This is a genomic window from Alteromonas alvinellae, assembly GCF_902705805.1.
In genome coordinates this window covers 47212-69834 of record NZ_CACSIH010000149.1, presented here as the reverse complement: position 1 = coordinate 69834, position 22623 = coordinate 47212, and the positions used below count along the sequence as shown (strand labels likewise).

The 22623-nt window shown below is 42.7% G+C and carries 21 protein-coding genes; 10 read left to right on the top strand and 11 right to left on the bottom strand.

Annotated features, from left to right (window positions below; translation table 11 throughout):
- Positions 1-31 precede the first annotated feature (31 nt).
- The 3 genes from ACX5KA_RS11040 to ACX5KA_RS11030 are packed head-to-tail and all read left to right on the top strand — an operon-like array spanning position 32 to position 2498.
- The gene (locus ACX5KA_RS11040; RefSeq protein ID WP_458731152.1) at positions 32-601 is read left to right on the top strand and encodes a hypothetical protein; all 570 of its coding nucleotides are present in this window, start codon (positions 32-34) and stop codon (positions 599-601) included.
- 40 nt (positions 602-641) lie between these two features.
- Complete coding sequence (locus ACX5KA_RS11035) at positions 642-2054, top strand: O-antigen ligase family protein (RefSeq protein ID WP_187447166.1); 1413 nt, start codon at positions 642-644, stop codon at positions 2052-2054.
- A 33-nt stretch (positions 2055-2087) separates the two neighbouring features.
- Entirely contained in the window at positions 2088-2498 is a 411-nt protein-coding gene (locus tag ACX5KA_RS11030) for a 3-phosphoshikimate 1-carboxyvinyltransferase (protein WP_187447167.1), read from the top strand.
- Between the two features lie 11 nt (positions 2499-2509).
- Here the strand turns inward: ACX5KA_RS11030 and ACX5KA_RS11025 are convergent, their stop codons facing one another.
- The 5 genes from ACX5KA_RS11025 to ACX5KA_RS11005 form a co-directional block, all read right to left on the bottom strand.
- On the bottom strand, positions 2510-3271 hold the full coding sequence (locus ACX5KA_RS11025; protein ID WP_187447168.1) for a VpsP family polysaccharide biosynthesis protein: 762 nt from the start codon (positions 3269-3271) through the stop codon (positions 2510-2512).
- On the bottom strand, positions 3261-3992 hold the full coding sequence (locus ACX5KA_RS11020; protein ID WP_187447169.1) for a tyrosine-protein phosphatase: 732 nt from the start codon (positions 3990-3992) through the stop codon (positions 3261-3263). Before ACX5KA_RS11020 ends, ACX5KA_RS11025 begins: the two co-directional genes overlap by 11 nt.
- Before the next feature lie 8 nt (positions 3993-4000).
- The gene (locus tag ACX5KA_RS11015) at positions 4001-6193 is read right to left on the bottom strand and encodes a GumC family protein (protein WP_458731151.1); all 2193 of its coding nucleotides are present in this window, start codon (positions 6191-6193) and stop codon (positions 4001-4003) included.
- Between the two features lie 27 nt (positions 6194-6220).
- Positions 6221-6682, bottom strand: coding sequence for a polysaccharide biosynthesis/export family protein (locus tag ACX5KA_RS11010; RefSeq protein ID WP_239259011.1), 462 nt, complete (start codon positions 6680-6682; stop codon positions 6221-6223).
- 83 nt (positions 6683-6765) lie between these two features.
- Positions 6766-7971, bottom strand: coding sequence for an outer membrane beta-barrel protein (locus tag ACX5KA_RS11005; protein ID WP_458731150.1), 1206 nt, complete (start codon positions 7969-7971; stop codon positions 6766-6768).
- Positions 7972-8576: 605 nt separating this feature from the next.
- Here ACX5KA_RS11005 and ACX5KA_RS11000 point away from each other — a divergent pair.
- Both ACX5KA_RS11000 and ACX5KA_RS10995 read left to right on the top strand, forming a co-directional pair.
- Complete coding sequence (locus ACX5KA_RS11000) at positions 8577-10031, top strand: undecaprenyl-phosphate glucose phosphotransferase (RefSeq protein ID WP_458731149.1); 1455 nt, start codon at positions 8577-8579, stop codon at positions 10029-10031.
- Positions 10032-10060: 29 nt separating this feature from the next.
- Positions 10061-11470, top strand: a complete 1410-nt coding sequence (locus ACX5KA_RS10995) for a mannose-1-phosphate guanylyltransferase/mannose-6-phosphate isomerase (protein ID WP_458731148.1) — start codon at positions 10061-10063, stop codon at positions 11468-11470.
- 139 nt (positions 11471-11609) lie between these two features.
- Here ACX5KA_RS10995 and rplT read toward each other — a convergent pair whose 3' ends face one another.
- The 4 genes from rplT to thrS form a co-directional block, all read right to left on the bottom strand.
- Positions 11610-11966 (bottom strand): 50S ribosomal protein L20, encoded by a 357-nt coding sequence (rplT, locus tag ACX5KA_RS10990; RefSeq protein WP_012518092.1) that lies wholly within the window; start codon positions 11964-11966, stop codon positions 11610-11612.
- Positions 11967-11984: 18 nt separating this feature from the next.
- Positions 11985-12182, bottom strand: a complete 198-nt coding sequence (rpmI, locus tag ACX5KA_RS10985; RefSeq protein WP_012518091.1) for a 50S ribosomal protein L35 — start codon at positions 12180-12182, stop codon at positions 11985-11987.
- Between the two features lie 118 nt (positions 12183-12300).
- Positions 12301-12840 carry a translation initiation factor IF-3 gene (infC, locus tag ACX5KA_RS10980; RefSeq protein ID WP_239246306.1) on the bottom strand — a complete coding sequence of 180 codons (540 nt, stop codon included), beginning with the start codon at positions 12838-12840 and terminating at the stop codon, positions 12301-12303.
- 111 nt (positions 12841-12951) lie between these two features.
- The gene (gene thrS, locus ACX5KA_RS10975) at positions 12952-14868 is read right to left on the bottom strand and encodes a threonine--tRNA ligase (protein ID WP_458731147.1); all 1917 of its coding nucleotides are present in this window, start codon (positions 14866-14868) and stop codon (positions 12952-12954) included.
- Between the two features lie 484 nt (positions 14869-15352).
- Here thrS and ACX5KA_RS10970 point away from each other — a divergent pair, with 484 nt between their 5' ends.
- The 3 genes from ACX5KA_RS10970 to ACX5KA_RS10960 all read left to right on the top strand — a co-directional run bounded on the left by ACX5KA_RS10970 (position 15353) and on the right by ACX5KA_RS10960 (position 18353).
- Positions 15353-16237 carry a fructosamine kinase family protein gene (locus ACX5KA_RS10970; RefSeq protein ID WP_458731146.1) on the top strand — a complete coding sequence of 295 codons (885 nt, stop codon included), beginning with the start codon at positions 15353-15355 and terminating at the stop codon, positions 16235-16237.
- 170 nt (positions 16238-16407) lie between these two features.
- On the top strand, positions 16408-17169 hold the full coding sequence (locus ACX5KA_RS10965) for a pteridine reductase (RefSeq protein WP_458731145.1): 762 nt from the start codon (positions 16408-16410) through the stop codon (positions 17167-17169).
- A complete protein-coding gene (locus tag ACX5KA_RS10960; RefSeq protein WP_458731144.1) occupies positions 17166-18353 on the top strand; it encodes a DUF3080 family protein in 1188 nt (395 codons plus the stop codon). Before ACX5KA_RS10965 ends, ACX5KA_RS10960 begins: the two co-directional genes overlap by 4 nt.
- Positions 18354-18487: 134 nt before the next feature.
- Here the strand turns inward: ACX5KA_RS10960 and ACX5KA_RS10955 are convergent, their stop codons facing one another.
- Together ACX5KA_RS10955 and ACX5KA_RS10950 are read right to left on the bottom strand one after the other, a co-directional pair.
- Positions 18488-19834 (bottom strand): mechanosensitive ion channel family protein, encoded by a 1347-nt coding sequence (locus ACX5KA_RS10955; protein WP_458731143.1) that lies wholly within the window; start codon positions 19832-19834, stop codon positions 18488-18490.
- Positions 19835-19881: 47 nt separating this feature from the next.
- On the bottom strand, positions 19882-20508 hold the full coding sequence (locus ACX5KA_RS10950) for a CPBP family intramembrane glutamic endopeptidase (protein WP_458731142.1): 627 nt from the start codon (positions 20506-20508) through the stop codon (positions 19882-19884).
- Positions 20509-20933: 425 nt separating this feature from the next.
- On the opposite strand from ACX5KA_RS10950, the gene ACX5KA_RS10945 reads away from it, so the two are divergent.
- Together ACX5KA_RS10945 and ACX5KA_RS10940 are read left to right on the top strand one after the other, a co-directional pair.
- Positions 20934-21767, top strand: a complete 834-nt coding sequence (locus ACX5KA_RS10945) for a MurR/RpiR family transcriptional regulator (RefSeq protein WP_458731141.1) — start codon at positions 20934-20936, stop codon at positions 21765-21767.
- A gap of 155 nt (positions 21768-21922) precedes the next feature.
- Positions 21923-22486 (top strand): DUF924 family protein, encoded by a 564-nt coding sequence (locus ACX5KA_RS10940; RefSeq protein ID WP_039223719.1) that lies wholly within the window; start codon positions 21923-21925, stop codon positions 22484-22486.
- Positions 22487-22623: the final 137 nt, after the last annotated feature.

Below are 22623 nucleotides of genomic sequence, written 5' to 3'. Positions count from 1 at the left end.
TAACCCGACGTTTTTAATCTAAGGATAAGTTATGCGTAGCAACGTTTTTTTATCTGTGCTTTTAAGCGCTTTAATCGCTTTTTCGACAGTTTCTTTTGCACAAGAAGGTAGCGTACCAGGCCTACAAGTTAGAAACCTTTTGGTTACTGAAATTGAAGAAGGTGCCGCGGTTGAGCAAGCCGCTAGTGAAGTAAGCCAGACCGTACTTAATGAAGCACTATTTTTTGATGCATCGGCTATGGCTTATTTAGGTGAAAATCAAAATACTTTCGAATCATTAGTGGGCCTTTTGAATGATAACGCCACTGGCTTTGAACTTGCTATAGCAGGTTTTACAGCGTTGCCTGAACAAGCTTCGCAGGTTGTTACTATCGCTATTCTGATGTTCCCAGAAGACGCTAACGAAATTTACAATATTGCCCTTCAAATGCAGGTTATTAGCGAAGAAGATGCGCTATTAGCGGTTATCAATGCGGGCGTAGATCCTAGTACCTTAACTGCAACTGCTGCAGGCGCGACTGGAAATACGTTCTCTCCGCTAGGTGTAGGTACTGGTGCTGCTGGTGCTGGCGGTGGCGATACCACTATCTCAGCTAACTAAAAGAGTCCTCTCATTAGACTGTTAAGCTAGTACGTTGTAAGTGCCTACTTTCAATACTCACAAAACCGAAAAGTTTCTTTTCGGTTTTCTTTTGTTTACCTTATTTTGGTTACCTTTATCACTAGGTGCCAACCGTCCGTGGGCGTGGGCACTAATGCAAATGTCGGTTTTCTTTCTTGGCGGCATTTTATTACTTACACACAAATCTCTACTTTCAAAGCTATACGCACAATACAAACTGCTGGTAATTGTATGGTTAGTATTTTTAACCTGGCAGCTTATCAATATAGTCCCTCTGCCTTTTTCTTTGGTAGAAACCCTACGCCCCGAACGCGTTAATTTTCTACTTAATGAAAATATTCAGGGCATGGAAAGTATAAGTTCGCTATGGCTACCTCTTAGCTTCGCTGTGGGCCAAAGCGACGTTATATTCTTTAAATCACTCGCCTATTGTTTCTTATTTTTTATAACGCTGACTTTGGTTAATACAGGCAAGCGACTTCGATATATATTGATAGTGATAAGTGCTGCAGGCGTGTTTCAGGCTATATATGGTTCTTTAGAAGTATTGTCTGGTTTGCAGTATAGCTTGGTGTTTAAGTTGCCTGTTTCGCATATTGCCACGGGAAGTTTTGTGTATAAGAATCACTACGCTAACTTTCTTTTGCTATGTTTAAGCGCTGCCATTGGCTATATGATAGCGAGTTTGCGTGTTCGAAGCGGTTCTAGCACTAGAGAGCGATTACGTAGAATAGTGCGCTTTTGGTTAAGCAATAAAGTGCTGTTTCGTATTGGCATTATTATTATGGTTATTGCGTTAGTTATGTCTCGCTCTAGAATGGGTAACAGCGCCTTTTTCATAGCCATGACTATTACCGCCACACTGGGCTTAATTTACTTCAAACCCCGCCAAAAAAGCTATGTAGTGCTATTTATCAGTATGTTGGTAATCGACATTCTTATTGTTAGTAGCCTATTTGGACTTAAGCAGGTTCAGCAACGTTTAGAGCAAACAAACTTAACTCAAGAAAGCAGAGATGAAGTTATTACTGATGCCCTGCCCCTTCTCTCTGAATATGGGATTATAGGTACAGGTGGTGGCACCTTTTATACGGTATACCCTCAGGTACAAAGTGAATCTATTCAGCACTTTTACGATCATGCTCACAACGAATACCTTCAGTTTGCTATTGAATTTGGCATAGTAGGCGCTGCCATTATAGCCATGCTCGTTTTGCTGTGCGCGAAAAGCGCCCTAAGCGCAATGCGACACCGTAGACATCCGCTGCCTAGGGGAACAGCCTTTGCCGCTGTCATGGCGGTTATAGGGATGGCATTGCACAGTACGGTAGACTTTCCTCTACAAGCGCCAGCAAATACCGCTATATTTATTATACTGTTAGCGCTAGGTACGTTAAGCCGCGATATACCTATGGGAAAGCAAGATAAATAACCAACATTGGTTTTATAACACAAGGGGATTTGTGTGGTATTAAAGATAAAGCGACCGATAAAAGAAGAGCCTAACGTTCAGCATATGCTGGAACGTATGCCTAAAAATGTTGCCAATTCTTTTACTGACGACCAACTGTTTCACTTAAACACAGCTCTTGCCGGCCGGCGATGGGGCAGCCACAAAGTTGATGTAAGAGGCACTATAGGTTTACTGCGAAGCCGATATTACTTCGTTTTACTGGCAGGCCGAGATAAGCGCGACCTATCGCGTACAGAAAGCCGCATAGGCAAACTGGTGATGGCAGCGGTTATTGCCCTGTTTTTGTGCGTTTCGTTAGTACTAGGCTTAGTGCTGCTGTATATATTAAAAAGCTGGCTGGGTATTAATCTTTTTGAAGGGTTTTCTTTAGGTCTTTGGGATTGGTTGAAAGAGAATACTTAAAAGTTCAGCGTCTAGTTTTGTGAACAGTTTAATAAGCCTGTACTTACAGCAAACGTAGATGGTCCAAGCCAACGGCACGCGTGTTCATTAAGATCATTTTCGCCAATAAGCCTCAAAATTGATTTTCTACTCAATGGGTTCTTTATACCTAAATCTAAGTGGTGTCTTAGTCGTTTCAAAATTTTAGCGTAATGCACTGACCTGTTAATATACATTGTGATACCGAATTCTGCTATAAACCTATGCACTATAGCGTCTTGTGGCCCAACATTAACCGCGGTATCTAAATATTGATAAAACTGGCTATCTAGCTCTCCAAGCTTCCATTTTACAGATGCTAAGCCTATCCAGCCCCCACTCCAATTAGGCCTTAGTTTTAAGCTTTTTTTATAGCTTAGCATCGCTCTGTGCAGTTCATCAGGTTCTTTATTCACTTTAGCTACAGTTTCTAAATCACTCTCTAAATTCGTACTGAAATGTAACCATTCGAAAAGCTGCCCTTGCAATTGATAATAAAGTGCATTGTTAGGTGCTTTATCAATTACCTCTTCAATCTTTGTAAGAGCTATTTCAACGTCTATTTTAGAAACTGAAGAAGGAGTACTACTCCAACTATCCAAACTATTTTTAACGCTATAATAGGTATTGCTAACGAAAAACTGATTTGCACTTCCCAAAAAGCTAAATAAAGCTATGGAAGCAACTAGAAACGTAACCGCATGATGCCATTTAAGCTTTTCCTTCCAATGCGCGAACTTACTGTCAACTTGCATGCTTTTTCTCCAGTGCTGTTATTACACTAGGAGTTTCTACAAAAGCTTTTTTTGCATACGTATAATCATAACTCGCAATTACTTCATAAGCTGCTTGCATATCATTGGGTCGTCTGACTAAATCGTGAGTGTCTGACGCTACTACATGAAACGCTCTTTTCTCTAATAACCGGTATGCAAACTCTTCTACTTTATCCCCAAAGCGACCGACGAAAGCTCCCGCGGTTGCTTGAAACAAACACCCTTGCTTTTGCAACCAATTAAATTTGTTATTTTCGGCAATTAATTCTCTATTACGTTCTGGATGCGCAATCAGTGGTTGAATATTATTGCGCAATAACCATTTTATCAGTACATCAAGCCCCTGAGGGATATGGCTATGTGGCATTTCAAGAAGTAATACATTTTTGCCATCGTATTTACCTAGGAATGGTAATTCACCTTTTTTGTACCATATAGGAATTAACTCATTCACACGAACTTCAGCTGCAAATGAAAGCGAAAGGGGAATTGACTCACGTTTAACGTGCTCTTTGAAAGAGTTGAAAGCGGCTTCTATTGAGCTTTGAGAATTATCAAAGTAGCCTCTATGTATGTGCGGGGTACATACCATATGGCTAACACCGCAGGTTACAGCCTGCTGAGCCATTTCAAGAGCAATGTCTAAAGTCCTGGCACCATCGTCGATGCCAGGAAGTATATGACTATGAAGATCTATCAATAATTTTCTTAGCTGCTTTTCTGACTGGTATATCCGTATTGGTCATAAAAGCCTGCGTACCTTTGTGCTACATCTGATTTGCGCAAGTTTACTTGATTCAGTACCACTCCATCAAGACGGTGGCCCACTTGCAGGAATCTAGATAAGCCATTATTGATTACCTTGTCACTTGTACTGTCAGCCCTGACAACGTAGATAACCGAGTCACAGGAGTTTGCTACGATCATAGAATCGCTCACTGCCTGCGTAGGTGCCGTATCTACAACCACATATTTATACTCAGACTTAAGCTTGCTAATAAGCTCTTCAAACCCTTTGTCTGCTAATAGCTCCTGCGGGTTTGAAGGTATAGTCCCTGCTGAGAGGATATCAATATTTGAATCTTCATCTCGAACCAAACACTCCTTAAAACTATGCGATTTCAATACTAGATTCGCTACACCAGGTTGATAGCTAGGAATATTAAATTGTTTACCTATACTCGGGCGACGTAAATCAGCATCAATTAAGATAGTCTTATCTAGCTGCCCCAAAGCAAAAGCTAAGTTAATAGATACTGTGGTCTTACCCTCTTTGGGAACACTTGACGTAACCAGAATTGCTTGGTTTTCTTTTTCAATGTTCAATAGAGAAAGGCTTGTTCGCAATGTTCTAACCGCTTCGGCAAATTGATGTTTCTTACCATCGAAAAACGTACGAATAGGTAAATCCGTCTTTTTCTTATGGGCAAGCCAAGGGATTAACCCAAGCATACGCTGCCCTAACTTCTTCTCTACATCATCTACAGAACGGATACCACTATTAAGCGTTTCCATAACAATGGCAAGCGCGATACCAAAACTTAAACTCAGCACAAAAGCAGCAGCAATAAATAGCTTTTTATTGGGTTTAGAAGGCGTATAGCTAGGTAGCGCAGTGTCGAGAACACGCGCGTTGGCCGATTCTAAGCCACCAAGCTCGTCTGTTTCTTTCAATCTAGTAAAAAATGAATCGTAAAGCTGCTGGTTAATATCTACTTCTCGCTCTAGAGCCTTGCGTTTATTATCCAGTTCAGCCAGTGACCTGAACGCAGCTTTAGACGTTTCGACTTCTTTCTGAAGTTGAGCCACTTTTTGTTTCGAAGATTCATACTGAGTCGTGATACTGCTTATTAAATCCGTAATTTGGGTATTTAGCGTATCTCTAATTGCTGTCAATTCAGCATTGGCCGCTATCATTTTAGGATGCTTCGGACCATAGACCTTACTTAACTCACTAACTCTTGTTAATGCTTTACCTTCGTCTCTTCTAACGTCCCTTACAGCAGGGTGATTCAAGACTTCAGGTATTCTGGCCACATCTTCAATAGCTTTACTATCTTTGATTTGGTTAAAAATAACACTGTTTAACTTAAGCTCTACTTCCGCTTCAGAAAGCTGAATATTGAGCCTTTCTAGTTCGTCTGACGCAAGACCGACTACACCATCAATATTCACAACCTGATTAGTTTCATAAAACCTTACAAGATTGCGCTCAGCAACATCTAACTTAGTTTTCAAACCATCAATACTGTCAGTAAGAAATGATGTAGCCTTAGCTGTCATATCTAGTTTAGCTTGAAGGTAGTTTTCGATATAAACTTCTGCAATAGTGTTTGCAATAAGCGCAGATAAGGTAGGCTTTTCAGTAGTTACAGATATTCTGACCAACTGAGTACCTTTCATTAAAGATACATCTGTAGCACTCATAAGTAGGTGCGTGGCCTTACGCTTTAATTTTGCAACTTTTTGCTCTTCAGTTAGTTCTACTTTTTCTTTTTGAGGTAGAAATGGAAACATTTCGGCTAAATCGGAAACGAAAGATGTTTCGTTTTCCTCGGGCATAAAATCAGCGTTGTCATAAAGGGACAGACTTTCGACCGTTTTTTCAGCAATTTGACGCGACTTCAACACTTCAAACTGCGTTGCCATATAGTCTTTGCTTTTAGTATCTATCCCGTATACTTCTTCAATAGATACTACGTTGGCTTTTTCAGCTTCTATTAACAGAGTTGTAGAAGATGTGTAGAGGGGCGTCATCTTCATTACCAAAATAGCGACTAACACTGTAAAAGCGATAGCCAACAGTAATATTCTTAAGCTGTACCGTTTAATAATTCCCAGGTAGTGCCCTAAGTCAATGAGCTCGTTATTATCTGTATCTTCCGTAATTTTTACTGCCATTAAGTTAGCTCACAAAATAGTTATATTCTAAAAGAAACGCTGGTTTACCGTTACGATATCACCTGGTTGGATCATATCAGTAACCGAAACACTAAATTCAAACTGTTGTCCATCGGTCTCGCGTACTATCGTTATTTTATCTCTATTGGCACGCTCTGTATAACCACCTGCGAGTGCAGCAGCTTTGTTAACAGATAGACCAGGCTGGTATGGATAGCCGCCGGGGCGCTTTACTTCACCATCTATAAAGAATGGGCGATATTCAACTATTGAAACGGAAACGGACGGGTTTACTAAATAGTCCCCTAATAAGCCTTCATAGATAAGGCTTTCAACTTCAGCAGCGGTCATACCAACTAGCTTTAGTTCCCCAAGGAATGGATAGTTAATAGTGCCAACATCAGGCAAGCGAATTTCCATCGAAAGATCATCTTGCCCGAAAACGCTAATATTTATTCTGTCGCCTGAGCCAAGCTGATATTGACTCATACTCAAGTTCCCTTCTTGAGCCCAAGCACAAACACTCCAAAATATGGCTAGAGTAAGAAAAAATATCTTTTTTATATTGCTTATCACAATGTAACCTCAGCTGATACCCCGATCGTACTTTGATCAAATTTTATTGTTTCTCTATTACTATCTCTGTCCTGTAACCTATAGAAAAGTGAAAAACTTAGCCACCTTCTAGCTTTGTAATTCAATGCCGCCGCGTATATATTCAATTTATCGTCTCTATTAGAAAACTCTTCATCGTCCACGATATACTCATCATTCTCTCTTATGTACCGTAGGCTACTACTTAAACGTTCAAGCCATTGGTGCGTCCAAGATAGGCTATAGTTTCTGCCACGAATTAAACTACCTTCACCATTGGTCTCGTTCGTATCTGCGGAAGTAGTAAAATTTACAGTTGAGTAAGTGAGTGGTTGCCACTCGATACCTACTTCCCAATCGGTTCCATAAAAATTATCACGGTTGCTTGCTGCGAAGTCTTTTTCTTTATACCCGATTTTCGCATAACCAGAAGTTGCTGCCGTATTTTCCCAAGCAATACCAACCAAAAGGCGATTCTCATTGCTTTCTAAAGAATTTTCAAGCAAGTTATTATCGTAACGTATAAATGAACGATTGTAATCGAAGACTAATTCAGTAGAAGGGGCAATTTGATAATTGAACTCTGCTCCAACTCTGTTTATTGCTCTGTCTCTAATAAGGTACGCAAATTCACTACGATCATAATCTAGAGTGGTTCTGTCTGCTTTAAACACCACTTCACCAGCTGAACTTAAGCTTCCGTATATGTACTCGGCCCCGTAGAACAAGCTTTTATAAGTGTCAGGTGAAGTTAAGTCACTCCCGCCACCTAATGAAAACCCCGTACCTCGGTCCTCATGCCCGTCTTCGTATCTTAAAGCTGCATTGACAGCATGACGACTGTTTAGCTCATAATCGGTAAGTGCTTCTACGAAATGATCAGTATAGTCATCTGAGGCACTTGAAAAGTAAGTACCGCGCTCTAATCTATAACCAATTTGCACCGGGTTTCCGTCAACCTCTGTTGCCGCAATAATTTCAGGTGATAAAATCGAACGCCAGCTATATATTTTCGTTTGCCCGTCTCTTGCGCGAGCAACATTGTCTACGTAGCTCATGGAAGTATTAAGAGAAGGTATAATGTCAAACTGCCCTGCTTCAATCCTTCCTTGTTGTTGAGCTGCTACAGAATTGGCAACGCAAATAGCAACCATCGATAGCAATAGCTTGTTCTGATGTTTCATTTCCTTTCCCTACTTTCACTTTACTGTTCAAAATAGCTTAGATTTAATTAAATTTTTTATAGACATTGTTCAAGCCCAATAAGGCTCCATAGAGCACTTCTCCCTGCTATCGGTATATGGGCGACAATATGTTTTTCGCTAAAACGCTTAATATAATATTCGATGTAAGAAAGAAGTTTAACTTCTATCTTGTTGATTTAGCTTCAATCTGGATATAGCTAGATTCATGCCATAAAAAAACACGCTAGCATCAAATTGTTTCAACTTTATTTTTAATACCGAGTTTCACAGTACTTTGAAGTAGTGATAATGATACCAACATTCAAAAAACCATAAAGCTTATTTTGTAATAAAATTACAACAGAGGTACTATATACTATTGCTTAACCATAGAGTCATGGGCTTGTGTCGTTATCAGAGACATCATTTCTTTACTAATCCGACTATATGTAGGCAATTATTTTTCTTTTGTAGGCACATTCTTTGCTAAAGACACTATACTAGTTATTAGTTTGTAACTGTTAGATGTCGTTTGTAGCTAGAATTGTCGAAATTAAAGTAAGCAATTTAATACCTTTTACCTTATCGATTTAGAGACTTTTTCAATGGACAATCAAGCAGAATCTAATAAAGTTCTAAAATCACACCCTGTTGATTCTAATGCCAGTGACGGCCTTGCAGTGCGAAATAAGAGTGGCTTTTCAACACTTTACCGACTTATAGACTTATCGTTGGTAACGCTACTTTATTACTCGTGCGCCGCCTACTTCGAGTCTACTATCGACCCCACTAGTCTAATTCTTTTATTCGTCAACGTAATTTGTTTTCAAATATCCGCTGAAGGTGTTGAGCTTTATCGCTCTTGGCGCGGTCACCGCACACCTGAAATGCTAAGAGCTGCTGCAATAACGTGGGCTCTAAGTATTCTGGGCACCTTAACGATAGGGTACTTTTTTGTTCAAAACATTAATACCCCTCCCCTTGTGGTCTTGGCTTGGTTTGCAACATCGTTCGTAGGCCTGATTGCTTGGCGTTTCGTAATGCGTAAATTTTTGTTTCACATAAGAAAAAGTGGAATGAACTCTAGGCGCTCAATTGTAATTGGCGCAACGCACCTAGGTGCAAATGTTGCTCTTCAGATACAGCAAAATGAACACCTTGGCATTCGTTTTAACGGTTTGTTTGATGACAGGGATACGAGTCGACTTCCTCATGAAATGCAAAACACTGTATTGGGAAACATTGAACAGGCCATAGAAATGGCTAAACGAAATGAAGTTGATTACATATATATTGCACTGCCTATGAGCGCAGAGAATAGAATTCGCTCAATTTTGGAGCAATGTAGTGATACCACGGCTAACGTTTATGTGGTACCAAACTTCTTCATGTATAACCTATTGAATGCCCGTTGGCAAACGGTGGGTAACGTTCAAGCTCTTAGCGTTTACGATACGCCATTCCAAGGTGCCAGTGATATTTTAAAGCGTTTTGAAGATATTGTTTTAAGTACGCTAATATTAATGATGATATCGATACCAATGCTGTGTATTGCCGCAGCGGTCAAACTGACTTCTAAAGGCCCTGTAATTTTTAAACAAAAGCGTTACGGGTTAGACGGTAAACAAATTACGGTTTACAAATTCCGGTCTATGACTACCCAAGACAACGGCACAGTAGTTAAACAAGCCACCAAAAACGACGCGCGTTTAACAAAAATTGGCGGTTTTTTAAGAAGAACTTCGTTGGATGAACTTCCGCAGTTTATCAACGTTCTACAAGGCCGTATGTCAATTGTAGGCCCTCGACCACACGCGGTCGCCCACAACGAACAATATCGCAAGATAATCACAGGTTACATGTTACGCCACAAGGTTAAACCGGGCATTACTGGTTGGGCCCAAGTTAATGGTTTACGTGGCGAAACTGAAACAGTTAACAAGATGGTTCAGCGTGTAGAATACGACCTAGATTACATTCATAGGTGGTCAGTGTGGTTTGATATCAAAATTGTGTTTATGACTGTATTTAATGGTTTTATCAATAAGAACGCTTACTAGTTTTAATTTATAAGAAAGGGATAGCAATAATGAAACCTGTTGTATTAGCTGGCGGCACGGGTAGCCGCCTTTGGCCGAAATCACGCGCAGCTCTACCTAAACAATTTTTAGCGCTAACTTCAGACAGCACAATGCTGCAAGATACCATCACTCGCTTAAGCGGTACTGATGCTGAAGAGCCTGTATTCATATGTAATGATGCCCACCGTTTTTTGGTTGCAGAACAACTTCGTAAAAAGAACATAAAACATGGCGGCATACTGCTAGAGCCTGTTGGTCGTAACACAGCACCAGCTATAGCGCTTGCCGCGCTGCACGCCACTAAAAATGGTGAAGACCCCGTTCTCCTTGTTCTTGCTGCAGATCACCTGATTAAAGACCAAAGCGCGTTTCATAGTGCTATTTCTAAAGCAGAAGCTTTGGCAAACGAAGGAAAGCTTGTAACTTTCGGTATAGTTCCAGACCAACCGCATACGGGCTATGGTTACATCAAGGCTGGAAATGTACTTAATGTTGGGTTTGAGGTTGCTGACTTCGTTGAGAAGCCAGAACTTGAAACTGCAAAACAGTATGTTGAGTCCGGTGATTTTTTCTGGAATAGCGGCATGTTTATGTTTAAAGCGAGCCGTTATATTGAAGAGTTAGGTAAGTTCCACCCTGAGATGCTAGAGATTTGTCGTCGGGCCATTGAGAGTGAAGCCCCTGATTTAGACTTTATTCGCGTTGATTCTGAAATATTTGCTACCTGCCCCGACGACTCAATCGACTACGCTGTTATGGAGAAAACTGACAGTGCTGCGATGGTGCCCCTAGATGCAGGATGGAGCGATGTAGGCAGCTGGACATCACTTTGGGAGACGGCTGATAAAGATGAGAATGGAAACGTTTGTGTAGGCGATACTATTTTAGAAAATACTAAAAATAGTTATGTAAACGCAGAGCAACGCTTAGTTTCGGTAATTGGTTTAGAAGACGTGATAGTCGTTGAAACGAAAGACGCCGTAATGGTCGCGCACAAAGACGATGCACAGAGCATTAAGAACGTTGTTAATAAATTAAAAGCCGAAAAGCGCCCTGAATTTGAATTCCATCGTGAAGTTTTCCGTCCTTGGGGTAGCTACGACTCAATTGACAGCGGCGCACGCTTCCAAGTTAAACGTATTACGGTAAAACCAGGTGAGAAACTCTCTGTTCAAATGCACCATCATCGTGCCGAGCACTGGATTGTAGTTTCAGGCAGTGCCAATGTGACTATTGATGACAACACTCAGTTAGTAACAGAAAACGAATCTGTCTATATCCCAATTGGTGCAGTACACGCTTTGGAAAACCCCGGTAAAATTCCTCTGGAGCTTATAGAGGTGCAATCTGGTGCTTACCTAGGTGAAGATGACATCGTAAGGTTTTCAGACCGCTATGGGCGTGTAGAGAAGAAATAAGAGAGAACGCTATACGCTAACGTGATAAATATAAGCAGAGCTTCGGCTCTGCTTTTTTGTGTCTAAACCCCAAAAACGAAAAAAGGCGAGCATCCTGCTCGCCTTTTTCCGAAAGAACTTAAACTTAATTAGTTAATAATTAAGCTAATGCGCCTTTAGCCGCTTCGACTAGTGCGCTGAAAGCTGCTTTGTCATGTACTGCGATGTCGGCAAGGATCTTACGATCGATTTCAACAGACGCTTTCTTCAAACCGTTAATGAAACGGCTGTAAGACATACCATTTTGACGAGCAGCAGCGTTAATACGTGCAATCCATAGTTGACGGAATTGACGCTTGCGCTGACGACGGTCACGGTAAGCATATTGACCAGCTTTAGTTACAGCTTGTACCGCTACGCGATATACACGTGAACGTGCGCCGTAATAACCTTTTGCCTGCTTGAGGACTTTTTTGTGACGAGCACGTGCGATAGTGCCGCGTTTTACTCTAGCCATTAATCAGTCTCCTAAGTCTTATACGTAAGGCAACATGCGCTGAACCAATTTGGTATCAGAGTCATGAACCAGTTTTTTGCCACGAAGGTGACGTTTACGCTTAGAGCTCTTCTTAGTCAGAATGTGACGTAAGTGAGACTGTTTGCTTTTAAAGCGGCCAGAACCCGTTTTCTTAAAACGTTTGGCGGCACCGCTTACAGTTTTCATTTTAGGCATTGCTAAAACTCCGCATTGTTTAATATCGGTATTTTTCGTGTTGCAGTCACTTCATACCGGTTAATGTTTAGCAGCAAGGTGTTTAAGGGTGCAGATTCCTTAAAACTTTAGACCGTTACTACTTCTTATTTGGGGCTAGCACCATGATCATCTGACGGCCTTCCACACGACGTGGGAATGACTCGCATGTAGCGATATCTTCTAAATCGGTTCTAACGCGGTTTAGTAGATCGATACCGATGTCTTGGTGCGCCATTTCACGACCGCGGAAGCGGATCGTAACTTTGGCTTTATCACCACCTTCAAGAAAGCGACGCAGGTTGCGCAGTTTTACCTGGTAATCGCCTTCATCAGTGCCAGGGCGAAATTTAATCTCCTTGACCTGAATTTGCTTCTGTTTTTTCTTCTGCTCTTTCTGAGCTTTACTTTTTTCGAAGAGGAATTTGCCATAGTCCATAACTTTACAGACTGGCGGCTCGGCATTCGGACTGATTTCTACTAGATCTAGGCCCGCTTCTTCTGCGTTACGAGTAGCTTCTGCTAGAGAAACCACACCAACCTGTTCACCGTCTTTGCCAATTAATCTTACTTCTCTGGCTTTAATCTCATCGTTAATGCGGGCTTTGTCGCCCTGAGCCTTGTTGTTAGCGCCTTTAATGTGCTATTCCTCCAAACATTTAATTCTTTTGTCTGCTTTTGGTAGGTCGGTTGACCCAAAGTAAAACCAAAAGCAGACACCTTGATTGTGTATTATACACAATTTGCTCAACTACTTAATCGTCTTTTCAACAACTTCTTGTTGAGCCATGGCAATAAAGTCTTCCAGGCGCATTTTGCCTAGGTCGTCGCCGCGACGAGAGCGCACTGCTACTTCGCCCGCTTCCATTTCTTTATCGCCCACAACTAGCATATACGGAATACGCTTCAAAGTGTGCTCGCGGATTTTAAAGCCGATCTTCTCATTTCGCAAGTCAGACTTTGCTCTAAAACCTAATTCTTGCAGTTTTTTTACACAATCTGAGGCATATTCAGCTTGTTTGTCGGTAATATTCATTACCACAACCTGCTGAGGAGCCAACCAGAGCGGGAAGAAACCTGCAAATTCTTCGGTCAATATTCCAATGAAGCGTTCTAGTGAACCCAAGATAGCGCGGTGAATCATAACCGGCACTTTGCGTTCGCCATCTTCTGCTACATAGGTAGAGCCTAAGCGACCTGGCATTGAGAAATCTAGCTGTACGGTTCCGCACTGCCATGCACGGTCTAAGCAATCGTGCAGCGTAAACTCAATTTTCGGCCCGTAGAACGCACCTTCGCCCGGCTGATAATCGAACTCGATATCATTAGCTTTAAGTGCTTCCGCAAGCGCAGCTTCAGATTTATCCCAAATTTCGTCAGCACCTACGCGCTTTTCTGGGCGAGTAGACAGCTTAACTTTGATATTTTCAAAACCAAACGCAGCGTATGTCTCGTACACCATCTTAATACAGCCACTCACCTCTTCTAGGATCTGTTCTTCTGTACAAAAAATGTGAGCATCGTCTTGGGTAAAGCCACGAACACGCATTAGGCCGTGTAGTGCACCCGATGGTTCATTACGGTGACAGCAACCAAACTCAGCCATACGAAGAGGCAGGTCGCGGTACGATTTCAAACCTTGGTTGAAAATTTGTACGTGGCCTGGGCAGTTCATTGGCTTAACGGCATATTCACGCTTTTCAGATTCTGTGGTGAACATGTTTTCAGCGTACTTGTCCCAGTGACCTGATTTTTCCCAAAGCGAGCGGTCCATCATTAATGGGCCTTTTACTTCATCGTAACCGTATTCACGAAGCTTCTTACGCACGTAGCTTTCTAACTCGGTGTAAATTGACCAACCATCGTTGTGCCAAAACACCATGCCTGGTGCTTCTTCTTGCCAATGGAAAAGGTTTAGTGCTTTACCAATTTTACGGTGGTCACGCTTTTCCGCTTCTTCTAGGCGCTGTAGGTAAGATTTAAGCTGCTTCTTGTCAGCCCATGCCGTACCGTAAATACGCTGAAGCATTTTGTTGTCGCTGTCGCCACGCCAGTAAGCGCCTGCCACTTTCATTAGTTTGAAGTGGTGACAGAACTTCATGTTTGGCACGTGAGGACCACGACACATATCTGTGTATTCTTCGTGGTGATATAGTGCTGGGCGGTCGTCCTTGCTGATGTTCTCATCAAGAATTTCCATTTTGTAGCTTTCGCCGCGTGCTTCAAATGCATCGCGAGCTTCTTGCCAGCTAACTTTGTTTTTAACCACGTTGTAATTGGTTTTAGCCAGTTCAAGCATACGCTTTTCTAGTTTGGCTAAATCTTCCTGGGTTAGGCTTTCTTCCATATCAACATCGTAATAAAAACCGTTGTCGATAACTGGGCCGATAGCCATTTTGGTGTTAGGCCAAAGTTGTTTAATAGCGTGACCTAACAAGTGCGCGCAACTGTGACGAAGAATTTCTAAACCTTCATCGTCTTTTGCAGTGATTATTTGAAGTTGTGCGTCCGCGTCAATCATATCAACGGCGTCAACTAACTCACCGTTTACTTTTCCTGCAATGGTTGCTTTGGCTAAACCAGGGCCAATGTCGTTTGCAACGTCTAGTACAGAAACAGCGTTATCGAAAGCGCGTTGGCTTCCATCAGGAAGGGTAATTACAGGCATTTTAATTCCTTTACAGTGGTGACGCCTACTCTGCGCCACATGCATATTTTTGAAAAATTTAAGCGTGCTATCGAGGGTCAAAAGGCCCGAGCACTCGAAACTTGCTTTATTTTTTTAGAGGCTTGTTTTAAATGAACGGCGTTTGCACCTATTGATGAGTACATATAACACAACCGCTAACAGTCTCGCATAAAGCAAGTGGTGGATTATAACTAGAGTATGGTCAACTTCAATATTGAAAAGCCCGAATTGACTAATTAGTGCAGGTTTGTTTTCCGATAGGCAAGATTTTGGTAGAGGAATTTATGCGTTTCACTATTTTTAACCCATACTTTAGTTTAACGCGAGGCCACTGGCTGTAGTGGGCAGGTTACTGAATTTTGCAGTGCGTTTAGCATGCACTTTTTACTGCAATGCAACACGAGTGCATTCTCGCTAAATAAGCGCATTGGACCAAAGCATTAAACCAAGCAGAGCGTGCATTATGTGGCATTTTATCAGCGAGCATATTTCAGATGAGACCCAGCAATTTTTCAGCTGCCAGAAAGCCGATCGCGTCAGTGGTGGAGATACCCACGACAGTTACATTATAAAAGACTCCACTCATCGCTACTTCGTTAAAACCCGAAAGTATGACGACACCCAACAATTGTCCCATGAAGCCGAGGGTATTAACGCCATAGCTAACACCCAAACCATATCAACACCGCGGGTCATCTGTCACGGCATAACTGTTAACGAAACGCCGAACATGGAATATTTGGTACTTTCGCATGTTAGATTTGTTGAACCTACCGTGCCTGACTATTTCACTTTAGGGCAGCAGCTTGCTGCGCTGCACGCAGTTAACGCCTACACCAGCTATGGCTGGCCCCATGACAATTACATAGGCGCAAGCGTGCAAACCAACGGGCGCATGGCGTCGTGGGCTGACTTCTTTGCCGAAAAACGCATCGGTAGCATGCTTGAACGCTTGGCTTCAAATGGGCTATGGTCGAAAGAGAGCGGTGACATAGAACGTATTGTTACCAAAGTGAAGCATCTTTTAAGTCTGCATCAGCCCCATCCTTCACTCTTGCACGGCGATCTATGGGCCGGCAATGTGGGCTTTAACAAAAAAGGGCCGGTGTTATTCGACCCTGCCGTGTATGTCGGTGACGCCGAAACTGACCTTGCCATGGCAGAACTCTTTGGAGGCTTTCCGCAAACCTTCTTTGAAGGCTACAACCAGCACACGCCAATTGAAAAAAATTACCAATTAAGAAAACCAATTTACCAGCTTTACCATATTTTAAATCACGGGTTATTATTCGGCGCGCATTACATTGCGCAAGCCAGACAAGTAGTAGACGACATCTACAGCCACTAGTGCAGTAATGGAAGCGACATGCAACCTAACCCGCTTGTTTTGTATACCAACCGCTTTACCAGCGAACTGCTGCAAAAGCGTTTGCATGTGGTTATACAAGGTGCGTAATGAAAATCATCGCAGGCTGTAATTAGCCATAAACAGATTTAAAATAGAGAGAAGCTTTTATTATGAAAAACTCAGGCCCTGGTGCGCTTCCTGTTGCATTGATTACAGGGGCAGCAAAACGCATAGGCGCCGCCATGGCATGTAAGCTTCATAGCGAAGGCTACCGCATTATCATTCACTATGGGCACTCTAAAGACGATGCTTTTGCACTGGCCGACAAGCTTAATAGTCGGCGTGCAGATTCCGCTGCCTGCTTACAAGCCAACCTATGTAACACCGACGAGGTAAATGCGCTTGGCCAGCAAGCATTACGTGTTTGGGGCCAGATTAATGTTTTAGTGAACAATGCGTCTAGCTTTTACCCAACGCCTGTTGGCGAAATTTCCCAAGACGATTGGACATCGCTAGTTGGCAGCAACGTAAAAGGCCCGCTGTTTTTGTCTCAAGCACTGGCGCCAGCGTTACAGGAAAGCAAGGGCTGCATTATTAATATGGTCGATATGCACATTGACCGCCCACTTCCCAAGCATAGCGTTTATTTAATCGCCAAATCAGGCCTTGCCTCGCTCACTCAATCTTTAGCGATAGACTTAGCGCCCCATGTTCGCGTTAATGGTATTGCGCCAGGGGCAATATTGTGGCCTGAGCGCGAAATGGATGACGAGGAGAAAGACAAGCTTTTATCGAGTATTCCTCTAGGCGAGCTCGGCACGCCTGAAGATATCGCAAATACCTTGTCATTTTTAACATCGGCTTCGTACATCACTGGGCAAATCATTTACGTTGATGGTGGGCGCGGCCTTTATACCGGAGCATCCGCGTGAAAGTCATTCAACAAAAAACAATGAATCCCAACGCTGGCCGGCAACCTGCTTTGCGACTTAAACGATTGTGGCTTCCCCATCTTAAGCAGCAAACCTTGCAGCTTAAAAGCGCATTTAGTTTTGAAGCAAGAAATTGGTGCCACGTTGGAATTATCAGCGCTAGCTTATTTACGCTGCTAGGCTGCTTTGGTGGCAATACCGTAAAACACAGTATTGAAGATTATGCGCAGCGTCTTTCTCGTGTGATTGATACCCCGCTACCAGATACATTCAACAATAACATCACCACACCGCTTCCCAAACTTGCCGACTCGACCACGTTGAAGCACACAGTTGAAGGCGTGAGCATAAACCTGCGTGAGTTTTATGCGCTGCAAGATTGTGAGTTGGGTACTGTTGTGGCCGAGCGCAATACGTCGTTAGGCAAAAGCCAGCTGCCATCACAAAGGTTAGTATACGAAAGTAAGCTGCTGACTGTACTTAAAAGCTGTGAAGCAGCGCTCTCGGAAGACGACGAGACGGATAAACATAACGTCGCGCTGGCAGCAACCATCGCATCGTGGCGTGAACAAAAAACACAAGACTACAGCAAAACATGGGCAAACCTAATTCAAGGCAGCCAAGAATTGCGTTTAGCGCTGAATACTCCTGAGCGTCTAATGTCAGTTGAACACAATAAAGACGCTCTTTCCAGCGTGAACGCGCTGTATTATCTTGACAGTTTACATATACAAAACCAAACCCCAATAGACAGTAGCGAGCTAGAGCAGCAGCTACAAATTATACGCTCTGCAAGATTACCCGCTACCCTTTGGCACACCCAACAAACCTTAACGCAAAACCTTTCTCTACTTACAGATATGCTTGCTACCGAACTCGATACTGTAAATTGCCCACAGGGCCGTGCCAGCGACAAAGCCGAAATACTGCGCAACGTGTTTTACTTGTTTTTCATTGAAGAAATACAGCCCGTAGGTAGCCTGGTAAACCAGTACCATTACAAGCTTGCACCGTTGTGGGAAGACTGGCTTGAACAGCCGTCGCTACACGACGAATTCAAACGCTATATAAGACAACAGTCGCAAGACGGTTTTGATAAATACAGTCGTACCATGAAAGCCCATGTAAACCTATGGCAAGATTTTCTTGGCAGATGTAACCTTTCGCCTGTACCACCTGTATAATCCTGCTGCCCATAATGGATAGGTTATCGCAGGCTTAAAGTAGCACTCCTTTGATACTTTAAGCCTTCTGAAGCATATTTAGCGAAACGACTTTATTGTTTCCAGCAAGGTTAAACCCACAGCAGCACTTTGCTTTATAGAATATTCTCACCGGCCTCTGGATCCCTTGACCTGCGGGCCTGTTCTCTTATTTCATGCGCTTCAGAAGATGTGTCATCTTGCGTTGGCGTTCGCCGTTTGTGCTTGTTATCGTGCTCTTTAGCACCTTCAGGTTCAAACCCATAATCACCGGCAGCGTCATGGCCTAACGGGTTCGCACTTTGATTGCTTTTAGCCCGACAATTTTCATTAGTTGCACTATCTCCCCTGTTTTCATTGGCCAAATCCTTGATACCAGACTTGCTGCCAGCGCCTCCCGTGGATAAGCTTTCTTGGCCTTCTAATTGATTCACTGGGCTAGCTTCTGCACTCTTTGAACCTGTGCTTTCTGTTTGCTCAATACGAAGCTGCATGCCTTCTGGGAATATGCGCTCACGAGCATCGTCAGGCATACTAATATTGGCGTCTAAAAACGCTTGTGTGATGTTACGCATTAGCACAGACGCCATTTTCAACACACTGGTTCTCTCTACATCCACCCAAAAATACACCTTAACGTTGTATGTAGAGGAGCCAAGTTCATCTATTAACACTTGCGGTTCAGGGTCGTTTAATACATTTTCTTGCCCCACTGTAATTTCCAGCGCAATTCGCTGAGCCTCTTGTATGTCTGCATCGTAGCCCACGCCAATAACAAACTGCCCCCGCATAAGCGGGTTGGCCGTTAGGTTTTTAATGACCCCTTTGTATATGGTGGCATTGGGTATTTGAATATGATTACCATCGAAGTCAACCAAGGTAGTGGCACGTGCCGTGACTTTTTGAATAATGCCAGTAAAGTCGTTTATTTGAACGATATCGCCTATTTTGAATGGACGTTGAATAGTAAGTAGTAAGCTTGATATAAAGTTCTCTGCAATATCGCGAAAGGCAAAGCCAAGAATAAGCCCTACTACCCCTGTGCCACTTACCACCGCAATGGCAAACCCGGTCAGCCCAGCTAAAAACAGAAAAAGATAAATACCAAGCAGCATTAAAATTAGGCTAACGCTTCTTTGAATTACTGAACGCAATAATGGTGACGTGGTAGTTTTGGTAAGCGGCTTGACGAATACGTTTGCAATATGTGGCGCTAAAAGTATAAACGCCACCATGATAACTATGCCGAGCGCCAAGCCTGGTAAACGATAAACAAAGCTCTCCCAAAGCTGAGAAAGTAGCGACTGTGCGCTTGATAAACTGCTTATTGCGCCACCCTCTTCGCTTTGTTGAAGCAAAGTTTGTATAAAGCGTTCGCTTAAAGGTGTATCGGTTTGCGTAAAAGAAAGCCCTACTCGCTTGTTTAGAATACCGGGTAATAATATTTGCTGAGCACTGAACATCACCTCACTCCTTGGCGTTCATGTGTATTGATTTTTACTACAAATATCTACGACGCAATAACCAAATAAGATCCCAACCCAATAGTGAACAAAAAGCTTCCCCACAAGGCATGCTCGATCACCACAACGGGCGTTGATTTTGTTTGCATATATCGGTAACCAAATATGGCACCGCCAATCCAAGAAACCACTACCGCTACCCAGTTACCGTACACTAAATGTGCGAGACCGAATAAAAAAGTACTTAATGCCCACCTCGTGTATTTTGAGGGCAAGATTTGCTTGTAGCGATGAAAGAAATAGGTGCGAAAAATAATCTCTTGGGGGATCACCGAAACAATGGGGTAAATCAGCAGGGTAGCCACCCACATCCACGGCTGGTTCATAGGCCAGTGCAGAAATAATTCAGGCTTTAAAAAGTACACCACCAGCGCCAGTAAACTTGCCCATGGCAGAAATAACCTAAGCGTACTTTTAAAATGTGTTCGATAGTCTTCCCAATGCCACAATTTAACACGTTTAAATTGTTTATCTGCTAACAAGACAGCTAAACAGCAAAGCCCCATTACCCCTAAGATGGGCATGAGATAATCTGCAAAATGCTTAATCCAGTAGAGAACAGCAAAAGGAACTGCTACAAATAGCAAGATCAATTCAGACCAAAGCTTTGCCACAACTCACCTCTTTCTCTATGTTACGTCGCCGCTGCTCTACGATCTGCAAAAAATTTACGCTTTCGAGACCCAAGTAAGACCAACAACATAATTACCAACCGATGACACTTTTATGAATTTTTACGGTTACTATGTATGAAAGTGTAGTGCCAATTTGCGGGGTTTGAATTATTAATTAGGTGATACTTTAGCCCTATAAAATACGCTATTTGCGTAACCTATTATAAGATTTAAACTTTTTATTTTCGAAGGTACTAGATAGTGCTTGTTGTACCCAGATTTAAGAAATAGATACGCTTAATGCAAGGTCGTTTTACCTTCCACTTTATCCGTATTTGAAGGTGAGAGACGGAAGATTTCACGTTGTGTTTGTATATCGCACAAAAGTCGTGAAATAATTGCGTTAGATGTAAAAGGCGATACCAATGACAAAAAGTAGCCCTAGCGACGTTTTACAACAAATCGAAAAACACTATGCCTCGTTATCTCCTTCGGGCAAATCCATCGCGCATTATATACAGCAAAACCCCATTGCCGTGTTAAGTCAATCCACATCGCTCATTGCTGATAAAACAGGGACGTCGAAAGCGACCGTAAGTCGGTTCTTTCGTCAGCTTGGCTTCGATTCTCACCAACAAGCCAAAGAAGCTCTTGTGCAGTTACGTGAGCAAGGCGTACCTGTAATAAGCCCGTCAAGCGGCGTTTTACAACACGAAAGTGATAGTAAAAACCTAGCCAACACGTTTGAAGGCACATCGTCTGAAGCATTAAGTGATATAGCTAAATTGCTTGCCTCGGCGGGTCAAGTTACTTTGATTGGGTTTCGCAACGCTTATCCCATAGCCCTTCATTTTAGGCAGCAGCTAAAACAGATTAGGGCATCGGTTCGCGTACTCCCTCAGCCAGGTCAAACGCTCAGCGAAGATATTATCGACTTAACCGAAAATGACCTGGTGGTACTTTTTGGCTTTCGCCGCAGAACCCGCCAATTCAAGTTTGTTTTAAATAGTATCAAGCACTGTAAAACCGTACTTATTACTGACCCCACGGGCCAAGGTTATCGTAACGATGTCGACCACTTAGTTGTAACCCACATCGGCAGTGACTCGCCTTTTGATAGCTATGCTGCGCCAATGAGTCTAGTAGCATCACTGTGTAACCTGACCTATGAAGTATTAGGTAGCAAGGCTGCCGACCGTGTTGACGCCATTACTGATATCTACATTCAGATGGATGAACTAGAAAGCCTAAAACGTTAGCCCTTCCCACAGCACACTTTTTAAGCAATACTATGCAATAACTGCTAGCAGATGATTGCTATTTTGCAAGCAAAAACGGAACTTTTTTGCTCGAAGTCAAGTATAAGTCTAGATGACTTTAATTTTACTGCTTTGAGCGTGTTGTTGGAGTAGATATGGAAAAAACGCAAGTGGTTATGGAAGAAGCTAACGGTGTATTAGACTTTTGGTTTGGCGAATTATCGCCTGAACAATGGTTTACGGAAGATGCCGCACTAGATAAAACAATTACATCGCGATTTTCTTCATTACACAAAGCAGCGACGCGCGGTGAACTCTGGCCTTGGCGTGCTACTGCATCAGGCAGGCTAGCCGAAATTATCGTTCTCGATCAATTTTCACGAAACATCTATCGCAACCATCCTGACGCATTCAGTGCTGACAGTATCGCGCTAGTGCTTGCTCAAGAAGCGGTAAGCGTAGAAGCCGACAAAGTGCTAACACCACAACAACTAGCCTTTCTTTACATGCCATTTATGCATAGTGAATCACTAGCTATTCACGATGTGGCAATGGAGCTGTTCTCACAAGAAGGATTAGAACGGGAATTTACGTTTGAAAAACGCCATCAACAGGTTATTGAAAGGTTTGGACGTTACCCACACCGAAATACAATCCTTGGGCGCGAGTCTACCTCTGACGAAGTTGCTTTCCTAAAGAAGACACCTCAAGGTTTCTAACACTGCTTTGTCTTCACTATTGAACCTGGTTTTATCATTCAGCCTTGACGCCAACGGCTGCCGCCCTTTCCGTTTAAGCTTACACTCTTTGGTTCGCCATCTAGCAAACTTGGCAAGTTGCGCCTTTAAATATTGCT

Bases quoted from the DNA above. Each gene is read 5' to 3' on its own strand.
- ACX5KA_RS11040 (WP_458731152.1), top strand. From the start codon at position 32: ATGCGTAGCAACGTTTTTTTATCTGTGCTTTTAAGCGCTTTAATCGCT.
- ACX5KA_RS11025 (WP_187447168.1), bottom strand. From the start codon at position 3,271: ATGCAAGTTGACAGTAAGTTCGCGCATTGGAAGGAAAAGCTTAAATGG.
- ACX5KA_RS11015 (WP_458731151.1), bottom strand. From the start codon at position 6,193: ATGGCAGTAAAAATTACGGAAGATACAGATAATAACGAGCTCATTGAC.
- ACX5KA_RS11010 (WP_239259011.1), bottom strand. From the start codon at position 6,682: ATGAGTCAATATCAGCTTGGCTCAGGCGACAGAATAAATATTAGCGTT.
- ACX5KA_RS11005 (WP_458731150.1), bottom strand. From the start codon at position 7,971: ATGAAACATCAGAACAAGCTATTGCTATCGATGGTTGCTATTTGCGTT.
- ACX5KA_RS11000 (WP_458731149.1), top strand. From the start codon at position 8,577: ATGGACAATCAAGCAGAATCTAATAAAGTTCTAAAATCACACCCTGTT.
- ACX5KA_RS10995 (WP_458731148.1), top strand. From the start codon at position 10,061: ATGAAACCTGTTGTATTAGCTGGCGGCACGGGTAGCCGCCTTTGGCCG.
- rplT (WP_012518092.1), bottom strand. From the start codon at position 11,966: ATGGCTAGAGTAAAACGCGGCACTATCGCACGTGCTCGTCACAAAAAA.
- rpmI (WP_012518091.1), bottom strand. From the start codon at position 12,182: ATGCCTAAAATGAAAACTGTAAGCGGTGCCGCCAAACGTTTTAAGAAA.
- thrS (WP_458731147.1), bottom strand. From the start codon at position 14,868: ATGCCTGTAATTACCCTTCCTGATGGAAGCCAACGCGCTTTCGATAAC.
- ACX5KA_RS10970 (WP_458731146.1), top strand. From the start codon at position 15,353: ATGTGGCATTTTATCAGCGAGCATATTTCAGATGAGACCCAGCAATTT.
- ACX5KA_RS10965 (WP_458731145.1), top strand. From the start codon at position 16,408: ATGAAAAACTCAGGCCCTGGTGCGCTTCCTGTTGCATTGATTACAGGG.
- ACX5KA_RS10955 (WP_458731143.1), bottom strand. From the start codon at position 19,834: ATGTTCAGTGCTCAGCAAATATTATTACCCGGTATTCTAAACAAGCGA.
- ACX5KA_RS10945 (WP_458731141.1), top strand. From the start codon at position 20,934: ATGACAAAAAGTAGCCCTAGCGACGTTTTACAACAAATCGAAAAACAC.
- ACX5KA_RS10940 (WP_039223719.1), top strand. From the start codon at position 21,923: ATGGAAAAAACGCAAGTGGTTATGGAAGAAGCTAACGGTGTATTAGAC.